1 protein-coding gene is annotated in these 14,971 nt (G+C 71.6%); it reads right to left on the bottom strand.

Translation table 11 applies throughout. The features are described from left to right. Positions 1–14,971, bottom strand: a 14,971-nt coding sequence (locus NQU54_RS30030) for a type I polyketide synthase (protein WP_441005757.1), incomplete at its 3' end; no start/stop codon positions are given.

Below are 14,971 nucleotides of genomic sequence, written 5' to 3'. Positions count from 1 at the left end.
TGATGAGCAGTTGCCACAGCTCTTCGGGCGTACGCACACCGCCCGGGAAGCGGCAGCCCATTCCGACGATGGCGATCGGCTCGTCGTCGGTCGTGCCCTTGCGCACCGACGGCGTGACCCGGGCCCGGTCGACGGCCGAGGTCCCGGCCTGTTCGGAGCCCATCACCTCGCCGAGGATGTGGCGAGCGACGGCGATCGGTGTCGGATAGTCGAAGACCAGCGTGGCCGGAAGCCGAAGCCCAGTGCCGGCGTTGAGGCGGTTGCGCAGTTCGACCGCGGTGAGCGAGTCGAAGCCGATCTCGCTGAACGCACGGTCGGGAGCGATCGCGTCCGATTCCGTATGGCCGAGCACCGCTCCCGCGTGCTCGGTCACCAGCTCCAGCAGGACGTTCTCCCGCTCGGACGGGGGCAGTCCCGTGAGACGCCGTACGAGGGCGGTGGCGCCGTCCTGGCCCTCGACAGTGGCGTCGATCACTCGGCGGGCCGGGGCACCGATGAGGTGGCGCAGCAGTGCGGGTGTGGTGCCGGGACGGGCGTGTTCGCGGAGCACCGCGACGTCCATGCGCGTCGGCACCAGCAGGGCGTCACCGGCCGTGTGTGCCGCGTCGAAGAGGGCCAGCCCCTCGTCGGCGGACAGCGGGGTCATCCCGAACCGGGCCATCCGGGCCATGTCGACCTCGTCCAAGTGGCCGGTCATATCGCTGCGCTCGGCCCAGAAGCCCCAGGCCAAGGAAACCCCCGCAAGCCCACGCGCCCGACGACGCGCCGCCAGAGCATCCAGGAACATGTTCGCCGCCGCATAATTCCCCTGCCCCGCCGCACCGAACGTCGCAGCCGCCGACGAGAACACCACAAACGCCGACAGATCCACATCCCGCGTCAACTCATCCAGATGCACCGCCGCATCCACCTTCGGCCGCAACACCGCGTCCATGCGCTCCGGCGTCAACGACTCGACCAGACCGTCATCCAGCACACCGGCCGCATGCACCACACCACGCAACGGACGATCCACCGGAATACGCGCAAGCACACCGGCCAACGCCTCACGGTCCGCGACATCACACGCTTCGAACACCACGTGTGCGCCGATTTCGGTGAGATCGGCCTCCAGCTCCGCCGCACCCGCCGCGTCGCGGCCGCGTCGCGACACCAGCACCACGCTGCGCACCCCATGGCGGGCGACCACATGACGCGCCACCAGCCCACCCAGCACACCGCTGGCGCCCGTGATCAGTACCGAACCGTCGGGCTCCCACACCGGCTCGCGCTGAGACGCCACGGGAACCAGGGCCCGGGTCAGCCTGGGGGCGGACAGACCTCCCCCACGCACCGCGATCTGAGGCTCTCCGGTGGCCACCGCGGCACCGATCGCCTCGGCGGCCCACTCCAGGCTCTCCAGATCCACCAGCACGAATCGGTCGGGATGTTCGGCCTGCGCCGAGCGCACCAAACCCCAGACCGTGGCGGCCGCCGCATCCGGCACATCCTCGTCCGGCACGGCCGCCACCGCACCGCGCGTCACCACCACCAGTCGCGCGTCGGCGCACCGCTCGTCGGCCAGCCATGCCTGGAGCGCGTCCAGTGCGCGATGCGTCGCCTGGTGTGCCACGGACACGAGGTCGCCGTCCGCCTCGACGGTGTCGGTGGCCGAGGCGGTGAGGAACGGCAGGAGTACGAGGTCGGGGACGGCCGTGGCCGATGCGTCGGACCGGAGCAGTGGGCCCATGTCGTCGTACTCGTCGATCCGGCCCCCGCCGGATTCGAGTGCGGTGCGCAGCTCTGCGCCGTCAGGGCCGACGACCGTCCAGTGGGCCCGGTCCGGCTCGGCCCCGGATGAGCCTGCCGGGACGCTCAACCACTCCACCCGGAACAGTGACTCATGGGGTATCCGGCCCCCGGTGAGCTGCTCCGCCGTGAAGGTACGGGTCACCATCGCGGCCACGTCGGCCACCGCGTGGCCCGATTCGTCCGCCAGCAGGATCGACACGCCGTCGGGCCGTTCCGGCTCCGTGGCGAGCCGTACGCGCAGGGTCGTCGCGCCGGTGGCGTACAGGGACATCCCGGTCCAGCGGTACGGGAGCCGGACGCGGCCGCCACCGTCGTCGGCCGTCAGATCGGCCACGGCGTGCAGGGCCGCGTCGAGCAGCACCGGATGCAGACCGAAGCGGCCGGCCTCCGAGCGCATGTCCTCCGCCAACGCCACCTCGGCAAAGATCTCCTCACCGCGACGCCACGCATGGCGCAGGGCCTGGAAGGCGGGTCCGTACTCCACTCCGCCGAGCGCGGCCGCGCTCGGATACCGTTCGGCGATATCGATCGGCTCGGCGTCCGCCGGTGGCCACTGACCGAGCCCGGTTTCCGTCGGCGTGGTGGGCCCCTCCGTGATCAGCACACCGGTGGCATGGTGCGTCCACGGCAGGTCGGCGGGCCCGTCCTCGAAGCGCGAGTAGAGGTTCACGGTGCGTCGTCCGGAGTCGTCCGGGCCGCCGACCGTGACTTGCAGCTGAACGGCGCCGCGCTCGGGAAGGGCGAGGGGCGTTTCCTGCGTCAGCTCCCCCAGGTGGCCGCAGCCGGCCGCGTCACCGGCTCGCAGCGCCAACTCGACCAGGGCGGACCCGGGGAGCAGCGCGGTGCCGTGGATGGTGTGATCGGCCAGCCAGGGGTGCGACCGGAGGGAGAGTCGACCGGTGAACAGATGTCCGCCGGACTCGGGCAGCTCGACCGCCGCGCCGAGCAGGGGGTGGTCGGCGGAGACCAGCCCGGCCGAGGACACATCGCCCGCCACCGCCGAAGGCTCGACCCAATAGCGCTGGTGCTGGAAGGCGTACGTCGGCAGATCGACCCGCCTCGCCGTCGTGTCCGCGAACACCCCAGGCCAGTCGACGGACGCGCCGCCCACGTACGCCTCGGCCAAGGAGGTGGCGAAGCGGTCGAGACCGCCTTCGTCGCGGCGCAGGGACCCGACAGCCGTGACCCGGGTGCCGTGGTCCTCGGCGGTCTGCTCCACGCCCATCGTCAGGACGGGGTGTGCGCTGGCCTCGATGAACGTATCGAAGCCGTCAGCCAGCAAGGCGCGGACGGTCTCGTCGAAACGCACGGTCTGACGCAGATTGCGGTACCAGTACCCGGCGTCCAACGCGGTCGTATCCAGCGCCCCACCGGTCACCGTCGAATAGAACGGCACCGACGACGACCGAGGGCTGATCCCCGCGAGCTCTCGCAGCAACTCGTCCTCGATGGCTTCGACATGGGCGCTGTGGGAGGCGTAATCCACAGGGATACGGCGTGCCCGGATCCCCTCGCCCTCGCATACGGCCAGCAGCTCGTCCAACGCGTCCGCGTCACCGGAGACCACGACCACCGACGGCCCGTTCACCGCCGCCACCGACAGCCGCTCACCCCATGGGACCAGCCGCTCCCGCACCTCCTCCACCGGCAGCGACACCGATACCATGCCGCCACGCCCCGACAACGCCCGCAACGCCCTGCTCCGCAGAGCCACCACACGCGCCGCATCCTCCAACGACAACGCACCCGCCACACACGCCGCCGCGATCTCACCCTGCGAATGGCCGATAACAGCGGCAGGCTCGACACCGTACGAACGCCACAGCCCCGCCAACGACACCATCACCGCGAACAGAGCAGGCTGCACCACATCCACCCGCTCCAACGCCACCGCAGCACCCTCACCACCCCGCAACACATCCCCCAGCGACCAGTCCACAAACGGCGCCAACGCCGCCGCACACTCACCCACCCGCTCCGCGAACACCGGCGAAGACTCCAGCAACCCCGCCGCCATCCCCACCCACTGCGACCCCTGACCAGGGAAGACCAACACCGCACGACCATCAGCACCGGCCATGCCCCGGATCAGCCCCGAGGCGTCCCGGCCCTCCGCGAGCGCCGCCACACCGTCGACCAGTCCATCCCGGTCCCCGGCCAGCACCACCGCACGGTGCTCGAACGCACTGCGCGTCGTCGCCAGCGACAGCCCGACGTCCTCGGCCGAGAGCTCCGCCCGCTCACGCACATGGGCCAGCAGCCGGTCCGCCTGGGTGCGCAGGGCGGCCTCGGACTTGCCCGACACCAGCCATGGGGTGCCGGGTATCTGCCCCACCCCGCCGACCGGCCCGTCCACCACGGGCCGCTCGGGCTCCGGATCCCGCGGCGGAGCCTGTTCGAGGATGATGTGCGCGTTGGTGCCACTGACGCCGAAGGAGGACACACCCGCCCGCCGCAACCGACCGGTCTCGGGCCACGGCGTGGCCTCGGCCAGCAGTTGGACGGTGCCGGGCGACCAGTCCACGTACGGGCTGGGCTCGTCCACGTTCGGCATCCCGGGCAGCAGACCGTGCCGCATGGCCAGCACCATCTTGATCAGACCCGCTACGCCGGCGGCCGCCTGGGTGTGCCCGATGTTGGACTTGATGGACCCCAGCCACAGGGGCTGGTCGTCGGTGTGTTCACGCCCGTACGTGGCCAGCAGTGCCTGCGCCTCGATCGGATCGCCCAGTGTCGTACCCGTACCGTGTGCCTCCACGACATCCACCTGCCCGGCCGTGAGCCCGGCGTTGGCCAGCGCCTGGCGGATCACCCGCTGCTGGGACGGCCCATTGGGCGCGGTGAGGCCGTTGCTGGCACCGTCCTGGTTGACGGCGGAGCCACGTACCACCGCCAGCACCTCATGGCCGTTGCGGCGCGCGTCCGACAGCCGTTCCAGCAGCAGCATGCCCACGCCTTCACCCCAGGCCGTGCCGTCGGCGGCGGCCGCGAACGGCTTGCACCGGCCGTCGGGCGCCAGGCCCCGCTGGCGGCTGAACTCGACGAAGCCACGTGGGGACACCATCACCGAGACGCCACCGGCGAGCGCGAGGGAGCACTCACCCTGCCGCAGCGACTGTGCCGCCAGGTGCAGCGCCACCAGCGACGACGAGCAGGCAGTGTCCACCGTGACCGCCGGGCCCTCGAAGCCGAAGGTGTAGGAGATGCGGCCGGAGACGACGCTGGCCGCGTTTCCGGTGGCCACATAGCCCTCGGTGGTCTCGGGGGCACGGTCGAGCAGGGACACGTACTCCTGGCCGTTGGTGCCCATGAACACACCGGTACGGCTGCCGCGCACCGTTTCGGGGTCGATTCCGGCCCGTTCCCACAGCTCCCACGACGTTTCCAGCAGCAGCCGCTGTTGGGGGTCCATCGCCAGCGCCTCGCGTGGCGAGATGCCGAAGAAGGACGCGTCGAAGCCGCTCACCTCGGAGAGGAACGCGCCCTCGCGTACGTAGCTCTTGCCGAGCGCGTCCGGGTCCGTGTCGTACAGCCCGTCGAGGTCCCAGCCACGGTCCGTGGGGAAGGCCGAGACGGCGTCCTCTCCGGCCGCCAGCAGCCGCCACAGATCTTCGGCGGAGCGTACGTCGCCGGGGAAGCGGCAGCTCATCGAGACGATCGCGATCGGATCATCCGTCGCGGTGGACTCGGTCGTGGCCACGTCGGCGGTCGCGCCGTCCGTCTGCTGGTGGCTGCCGAGCAGTTCGGTGAGCAGATACCCGGCGAGCGCGGTCGGTGTGGGGTAGTCGAAGACCAGGGTGGCCGGGAGTTGGACGCCCGTGGCCTCGCTGAGCTGGTTGCGCAGGCCCACCGCGGTCAGGGAGTCGAAGCCGATCTCCATGAAGGCGCGGCCGGGCCCGATGGCGTCCACACCACTGTGCCCGAGTACGGCGGCCACATGGGCACGCACGAGCTCCAGCAGGCTTCGCTGCCGTTCGGCTTCGGGCAGTGTCTCCAGACGGCGGACGAGTGCCGAAGCCCCCTCGGTGTAGGCCGTTTCGGTGTCGCCGGGCCGGGTGGCCGCGGCCAGCTTCCGGACTTCCGGGACTCCGCTGAGCAGCCGGGAGAGCCGCCGCGCCTCGAAGGTATCGGCGAAACGCTCCCAGTCGGCGTCGACAACGGCGAGTGCGGCGTCCGAGTGGGTGATGGCGCGCTCCAGCGCCGCCAGAGCGAGCCGTGGATCCATCGCGGTCATGCCATTGCGCCGGATGGTGCGGCTGACTTCGGCGCTGCTGACGGCCATGCCGTTGTCGGCCCAGGGCCCCCACGCCACCGAAGTGGCCGGCAACCCCGCACCACGCCGCCACTCCGCCAACGCATCCAACACCGCATTCGCCGCCGAATAATTCGCCTGCCCAGCAGCACCCACCACCCCCGAAAACGACGAAAACAACACAAACGCCGAAAGACCCAACTCACACGTCAACTCATGCAGATGCCACGCCGCCTCCGACTTCGCCCGCAACACACCCTCGAACCGCCCCACCGACAACCCATCCAGCACCCCGTCATCCAGCACACCCGCCGCATGCACCACCGCCGTCAGCGGAAACTCCACCGGCACCCGGGCCAACACCCCGGCCAACGCCTCACGATCACCCACATCACACGCCACCACCGTCACCCGAACACCCACCCCACGCAACTCGGCACACAACTCATCCACACCCTCAGCCCCAGGACCACGACGCGAAACAAGCAGCAGATGCTCCGCACCCGAACCCGCCAACCACCGCGCCACATGCCCACCCAACGCACCCGTACCACCCGTCACCAACACCGTCCCCGACGGCACCCAACCCCCAACACCACCACCACCGCCGACCGACGCCCGGACAATACGACGCGCAAACACCCCCGACGCCCGCACCGCCACCTCGACCTCACCCACACGACCACTCACCACGCCCACCAGACGATCCGCCACCCGCGCATCCCACACCTCGGGCAGATCCAGCAGACCGCCCCACCGCTCCGGCACCTCCAAACCGGCCACCCGGCCCAGCCCCCACACCGCCGCCTGCTCCACCTCGCGCACGTTCTCGGAACCAGACACAGCGACCGCGCCGCGCGTCACGGACCACACCGGAGCGGCCACACCCACATCGCCCACCGCCTGCACCAGCGACAGCGTCAATGCCACGCCCAGGGGCACCGACCGGTACTGGTCATGTCGGCCCTCGGCCAGCGCCAGCAGGGACAACACCCCTGCGACAGCGGTCGCTTCGGACCCGGCCAGCGCTTCGCGCAGCCGCGCCGCCACCGCCTCACGGTCGGTGTCATCGGGCCCCAGCTCGACCCTCACCGGCCACACACCACGCCCGGTGAGGGCATCCACACATGCCGACACCCATGGGTCGGCGGCCATCCCCGCGGGGACCGCCACCAGCCACGTCCCCGTCAGCGTCCCCGCTCCATCGGACACCGGCGACCACGACACGCGGTAGCGCCACCCGTCCACCGTGGCGCGCTCACGTCCACGGCGACGCCAGGTCGAGAGCACCGGCAGCACCGCCGCGAGCGATTCGCCGGCGCCGCTTTCACCCGTCACCGCCAGCGTGTCCGTGAGCGCGGGCAGATCCTCACGCTCCACCGCGTCCCAGAACTCGGCGTCCACGGCATCCGTGCCCCCCGTCTCAGTCGTCGAGACGGACGACTCCAGCCAGAAGTGCTCCCGCTGGAAGGGGTACGTGGGCAGCTCGACGGGCCGGGGGCCCGCCGGTGCGAGCAGCGCGGCCCAGTCCACGGAGCGGCCCCGCACATGGATCTGTGCCAGCCCCTCCATGACCGAGGCGGTCTCTTCTCGACCGGTGCGGAGAACAGGGGTGAATACGGCGTCCGGGACGCACTCCTGCCCCATCCCGGAAAGGACTCCGTCCGGGCCCAACTCCAGGTAGGTGACCGCTCCTTGTCCGGCCAGGGTCTGCACCCCATCGGCGAAGCGCACGGTCTCTCGGACGTGCCGCACCCAGTACTCGGCCGAGCACAGCGCCTCGACGTCCGCGACCTGGCCCGTCACATTCGACACGACCGGGATACGCGGAGGCGCGTACGACAGTCCCTCCGCCACCTGCCGGAACTCCGCCAGCATCGGCTCCATCAACGGCGAATGGAAAGCATGCGAAACACGCAACCGCTTCGTCTTGACGCCCGCGGCCTCCAGCAGCCCAGCGACCTCCATCACCGCGTCTTCCACACCGGAGATCACGGTCGAGCGCGGACCGTTGACCGCCGCCACACTCACCTCGGCCTCACGACCGACCAGCAACGGCAGGACATCCGCCTCGGCGGCCTGCACCGACACCATCACCCCACCCGACGGCAACGCCTGCATCAACCGCCCACGAGCCGCCACCAGCACACACGCATCCGCAAGCGACAACACACCCGCCACATACACCGCCACCAACTCACCAATCGAATGCCCGGCCACAAAATCCGGCCGCACACCCCACGACTCGACCAGCCGGAACAGCGCCACCTCCACCGCGAACAACCCACACTGCGTAAACCCGGTCTCATCCAACGCATCCGTGTCCGCATCCCCGAACACCACATCCCGCAGCGGATGCGCCAACTCCACGTCGAACAGCGCACACACCTCGTCAAACGCGTCGGCGAACACCGGGAACGCCTCATACAGCTCCCGGCCCATCCCGACCCGCTGACTGCCCTGCCCCGAGAACAACACCGCCAACTTCCCCGGCACCACCGAACCCCGCACCACACCAGCCGCCGGAACGCCCTCCACCAGCGCCCCCAACCCAGCGGCGAACCCCTCACCATCACCCGCCAGCACCACCGCCCGCTCTTCAAGGGCCGACCGGGTCGTGGCCAGCGACAGCGCCACATCGGCCACCGACGCCTCCGTCCCGGCCTCACCCCGGGCGTAGGGCAGCAACCGCTCCGCCTGCGCCCGCAGCGCACCCTCGGACTTCGCCGACACCACCCACGGCACCAGCCCCGGCTCCTCGGGGCCCTCGGTCACAGGCTCGGCGACCGGCTGCTCCTCCGGAACGTGTTCCAGGATCACGTGTGCGTTGGTGCCGCTGATACCGAACGACGACACACCCGCACGCCGCGGGCGATCCGCCTCCGGCCACTCCGCCGCATCCGTCAGCAGCCCCACCGCGCCCGCCGACCAGTCCACATGCGACGAGGGCTCATCAACATGCAGCGTCCTCGGCAAAACCCCATGCCGCATCGCCAGCACCATCTTCATCACACCCGCCACACCCGCGGCCGCCTGCGTATGACCGATGTTCGACTTGATCGAGCCCAGCCACAACGGCCGGTCCTCGGCCACCCGCTCCTGGCCGTAGGTCGCGAGCAGCGCCTGCGCCTCGATGGGATCGCCCAGCTTCGTCCCCGTACCGTGCGCCTCCACCGCGTCCACCTCGGCGGCCGACAGCCGGGCGCTCTCCAGCGCCGCCCGGATCACCCGCTGCTGGGAGGGGCCGTTCGGCGCCGTCAGACCGTTCGACGCACCGTCCTGGTTGACCGCGCTGCCCCGTACCACCGCCAGCGCCCGGTGCCCGTTGCGCCGTGCGTCGGACAGCCGCTCCAGCAGCAGCACACCGACGCCCTCCGCGAGCCCCATTCCGTCCGCGGCCCCCGCGAACGCCTTGCAGCGGCCGTCGAGCGCCAGGCCCCGCTGGCGGCTGAAGCCGATGAGGGCGCCGGGGTTCGGCATGACGGCGACGCCACCGGCGAGCGCCAGCGAGCACTCCCCGTTCCGCAGCGCCTGGGCCGCCAGGTGCAGCGCCACCAGCGACGACGAGCACGCGGTGTCCACCGTCACCGCGGGGCCCTCGAAGCCGAAGGCGTATGCGACGCGTCCGGACACCACGCTGGCCGCACTGCCCGTCATCAGGTGGCCTTCGGAGCCCTCGGGCGCCTCGTGCACTCGCGGTCCGTACTCCTGGTAGTTGGAGCCGATGAAGACGCCGGTGCGGCTGCCGCGCAGCGCGAGCGCGGGCACACCGGCGCGCTCGAAGGCTTCCCATGAGGTCTCCAGCAGCAGCCGCTGCTGGGGGTCCATCGCCAGCGCCTCACGAGGCGAAATACCGAAGAACGCCGGGTCGAACTCGCCCGCGCCGTAGAGGAATCCGCCCTCGCGCACATACGTCCTGCCGGGCGCGTCCGGGTCCGGGTCGTAGATGCCCTCGATGTCCCAGCCCCGGTCGGTGGGCAGCCCGCCGATCGCGTCACCACCGGACACGATCAGCTGCCACAGCTCCTCGGGGGAGGCCACTCCGCCCGGGTAGCGGCAGCTCATCGCCACGATGGCGATGGGGTCGTCGTCGGAGTCCGCGGGCACGGCCCGGGTCGCCGCCACCCCGGCCGCCGTGTTCGTGAGGGCGGGGACGTCGGCCTCGCCGTCGGTCGCCGCCCCCGTCAGCTCGGTGAGGATGTGCTCGCTCAGTACGGCGGTGCTGGGGTAGTCGAAGGCCAGCGTGGCGGGCAGGCGCAGCCCGGTGGCGGCGTTCAGCCGGTTGCGCAGCTCGACGGCGGTCAGCGAGTCGAATCCGAGGTCCTTGAAGGCTCGTTCGGAGTCCACCGCGTCCGAGGTGGCGTGGCCCAGGACGGCCCCCACCTGCGCGCGCACCAGTTCCAGGACGGTGTGCTCACGCTCGGTGGGGGTCAGTCCGGCCAGCCGCTGCCGCAGGCCCGAGGAGGCGTCGGCCGAGGCGTTCGCGATCGCCCCGGCGCCGTCGGCGCCCTCCTGGATGCGTCGCATCGCGGGCAGTTCGTCCAGCAGCGGGCTGGGGCGGGCGGAGGTGAAGACCGGGATGAAGCTGTCCCAGTCGATATCGGCGATCGCCAGGTGGGTCTGGTCGTGGTCAAGTGTCTGCCGCAGTGCGGCAACGCCGAGCGCCGGGTCCATGAACCGCAGTCCACGCCGCCGCAACTGGTCCAGGTCCAGGGCCTCGGGCATGTTGTCGCCGGTGGCGTCCCACACTCCCCAGGCCACCGAGGTGGCCGACAGGCCGTTCGCCCGCCGTCGCTCGGCGAGCGCGTCCAGGTAGGCGTTGGCGGCGGCATACGCGCCGTGGTCGCCCACACCCCACAGCCCGGAGACCGAGGAGAACAGCACGAAGGCGTCCAGTGGGGTGTCGCCCAGCAACTCGTCCAGATGGGCCGCGCCCGCCACTTTCGCGTCCATGACCTGGGCGAACTCCGCCGAAGTCGTGGCGCCCAGCCCGGCCAGGTCGATATGGGCCGCGGCATGGATGACGGCGGTCAGCGGCTGGTCGTCCGGTATGGCCGCGAGGACGCGCTGGAGCGCGGCGCGGTCGGCCACATCGCAGGCGGCGACGGTGACCGGGGTGCCCTGTTCGGCCAGTTCGGCGACCAGGTCTTCGGCGCCGGGGGCCGCCAGCCCGCGACGGCTGGTCAGCACCAGGTGTTCGGCGCCGTTGTGCGCCAGCCACCGGGCCAGATGAGTGCCGAGGGCACCGGTGCCACCGGTGATGAGGACCGTGCCACGGGGCTTCCAGGCGCGCCGCGCGGGGGTGTTCCCGAGGGGCGCGGGTTCGAGCCGGCGCAGCATCACGCCCGAGCCGAGGATCGCGACCTGGTCCTCGGGGCCACCGCCCGCGAGTACTCCGGCGAGCCGGGTCCCGGCCCGGGTGTCCATGGTCCGCGGCAGGTCGATCAGCCCGCCCCAGCTGTCCGGGTACTCCACTCCGGCCACCCGACCCAGGCCCCACACCGCGGCCTGGGCGGGGCTGGTGAGCGGGTCGGAGCTGCCGATGGACACCGCGCCCTGGGTGGCGCACCACAGCGGTGCCCGGACACCGAGGTCGGCGAGGGCCTGGATCAGCGCGAGGGTCAGGGTCAGGCCGGTGGTGGCCACCGGATGTGCGGGGTGCGGGTGCTCGTCCAGCGGCAGCAGCGACAGCACCCCGGACAACGTGTTCAGCGGGTGGTCGGCGGTGGCGGCGCGCAGCCGCTCGGCCACCGTGGCGCGGTCCGCGTCGTCTTCGCCCAGTTCGACGAGGACGACATCGGCGCCGTGTGCCACGAGTGCCTCGCGGGAGGCCGTGACCAGCGGGTCACCGGTACGGGAGCCGGGTGCCAGCAGCAGCCATGGCCCCGTGAGCGAGGGGGCCGGGGTGCCGCTCGTGGGGCGCCAGATCACACGGTAGCGCCACTCGTCCACGGTCGATTCGGAGCGCCGCTGACGGCGCCACTGTGCGAGGGCGGGCAGGACGGTGCCCAACGAGGTGTGCTGCTCGGTGGATTCGACCTGGAGCGTGGCCGCCAGCGCCTCGGCGTCCTCGCGCTCCACGGCCTGCCAGAAGTGCGCGTCCGCGGCGTCTTCGGCCGAGGTGCCGTCGATGGGACGCGCCGTGGTGGCCGAGGTGAGCCAATAGCGCTTGTGCTGGAAGGCGTAGGTGGGCAGGTCGACGGGGTGCGCACCGGTCCCGGCGAAAACCGTCCGCCAGTCGACGGCGATGCCGCCGACGTGCGCCTCGGCCAGGGAGGTCAGGAAGCGTTCCAGCCCGCCTTCGTCGCGGCGCAGCGAACCGATGGCCGCCACCGGAGTGCCGTGGTCGTCGGCCGTCTGCTCGATGCCCATGGTCAGCACCGGATGCGCGCTGGCCTCCACGAACGTCTGGAAGCCCTCGTCGAGAAGCACCCGTACGGTGTCGTCGAAACGCACGGTCCTGCGGAGGTTGCGGTACCAGTAGCCGGCGTCCAGCTCCGTGGTGTCCAGCACACCGCCGGTCACCGTCGAGTAGAACGGCACCGAGGAGGGTCGCGGGGCGATCCCGGCGAGGGTGCGCCGGATCTCGTCCTCGAGGCTCTCGACGTGGGCGGAGTGCGAGGCGTAGTCGACGGGGATGCGGCGCGCCCGGATCTCCTCCGCCTCACAGGCGGTCAGCAGCTCGTCCAGCGCGTCGGCGTCGCCGGAGACCACGGCCGCCGAGGGGCCGTTCACCGCCGCCACCGACAGCCGCTCACCCCATGCGGCGATCCGCTCCCGTACGCGTTCCACGGGCAGCGACACCGAGGCCATGCCGCCGCGCCCGGACAGCGCCCGCAGCGCCTTGCTCCGCAACGCCACGACGCGTGCGGCGTCCTCCGGGGAGAGCGCCCCGGCGACACACGCGGCGGCGATCTCGCCCTGTGAGTGGCCGATGACGGCCGCGGGCTCCACTCCGTACGAGCGCCACAGCTCCGCCAGCGAGACCATCACCGCGAACAGGGCGGGCTGCACCACATCCACCCGCTCCAACGCGGCCGCGGCGCTCTCCCCGCCGCGCAACACGTCCACGAGTGACCAGTCCACATGCGGGGCCAGGGCCGCCGCACACGCGTCGATCCGCCGGGCGAACACCGGGGAAGAATCCAGCAGCCCGGCCGCCATCCCCACCCACTGCGAACCCTGGCCGGGAAAGACGAACGCGACTCCGGCGCTGCGCCTGGCGACGCCTTCGACCAGCCCGGAGGTCGCCCGGCCCGCGAGGTGATCGGCCAGGGTACGTACCGCGTCCGCACGGTCGGATGCCAGCACGACCGCGCGGTGGTCGAAGGCGGTCCGTGCGGTGGCAAGGGAGAGTCCGATGTCCCCTGCCGTGGCCTCCGGGTGCTGCTCCGCGTGGTCCAGCAGCCGCCCGGCCTGGGCGCTCAGCGCCGCCTCTGACTTGCCCGACAGCGGCCAGGCGACGAGCGGCAGCACCGTCCGGGGCGCCTCCGCCGGCTCCGCCACGTCCGTGCCAGAGGTGGCATCGGTGGCGGCCGGTGGCGGCGCCTGCTCGATGATGGCGTGGGCGTTGGTGCCGCTGATGCCGAATGAGGACACACCGGCCCGGCGCGGTTCCTCACCTTCGGGCCATGGGGCGGCCTCGGTGAGGAGTTCGACGGTGCCCGCCGTCCAGTCCACATGCGGCGACGGCTCGTCGATATGCAAGGTGCGGGGCAGCACTCCGTGCCGCATCGCCAGCACCATCTTCATCACACCGGCCACACCGGCCGCCGCCTGCGTATGCCCGATGTTCGACTTGACCGACCCCAGCAGCAGCGGTTGGTCCGCGGTGCGCTCACGGCCGTAGGTGGCCAGCAGTGCCTGGGCCTCGATCGGGTCGCCCAGTGTCGTACCCGTCCCGTGTGCCTCCACGGCGTCGACCTGCCCGGCCGTCAGCCCGGCGTTGGCCAGCGCCTGGCGGATCACCCGCTGCTGGGACGGCCCGTTGGGCGCGGACAGCGCGCTGCTCGCACCGTCCTGGTTGGTCGCCGTGCCACGGACGACGGCCAGCACGGGGTGCCCGTTGCGGTGTGCGTCGGAGAGCCGCTCCAGGAAGAGCATGCCCGCGCCTTCGGCAGGCCCGAAACCGTCGGCCGCCGCCGCGAAGGGCTTGCACCGGCCGTCCGGTGCGAGTCCGCGCTGCCGGCTGAAGCCGATGAAGGTGCCGGGCGTGGCCATGACGGTGACACCACCGGCCAGGGCGAGGGAGCACTCCCCCTGCCGCAGGGCCTGTACGGCCAGGTGCAGGGCGACCAGCGACGAGGAGCACGCGGTGTCCACCGTGACGGCCGGGCCCTCCAGGCCCAGGCTGTAGGCCACGCGCCCGGACACCACGCTGATGGCGCTGCCGGTCACCAGATGGCCCTCGACACCGTCGGTGGCCTCGTGCACCCGCGGCCCGTAGTCGGGGGCCACGGCCCCGACGAAGACTCCGGACCGGCTGCCCCGGAGCGAGTCCGGATCGATGCCCGCCCGCTCGATGGCCTCCCACGAGGTCTCCAGCAGCAGCCGCTGCTGGGGGTCCATCGCCAGCGCCTCACGTGGCGAGATCCCGAAGAAGGAGGGATCGAAGTCGCCGACGTCGTGCAGGAATCCGCCCTCGCGCGCGTAGGAGGTGCCCGGCCGGTCGGGGTCCGCGTCGTAGAGCGAGCCGAGGTCCCAGCCGCGGTCCTCGGGGAACGCCGTGATGGCGTCCTCGGCCCCGCTCAGCAGCCGCCAGAACTCCTCGGGGGAACGCACCCCGCCGGGGAAGCGGCAGCTCATCCCGACGATCGCGATCGGCTCGCGGGCCGCGGACTCCACGTCCTGAAGGCGCTGCCGCGTCTGGTGCAGATCAGCCGTCACCCGCCGGAGGTAACCGAGCAGCTTTTCTTGTTCCGACATCAG

This window comes from Streptomyces malaysiensis subsp. samsunensis (assembly GCF_024519315.1).
In the GTDB taxonomy this organism is placed as follows: Bacteria; Actinomycetota; Actinomycetes; order Streptomycetales; family Streptomycetaceae; genus Streptomyces; species Streptomyces malaysiensis.
The sequence above is the reverse complement of the archived record's forward strand: the minus strand, read 5'-3'. Positions and strand labels throughout refer to the sequence as shown.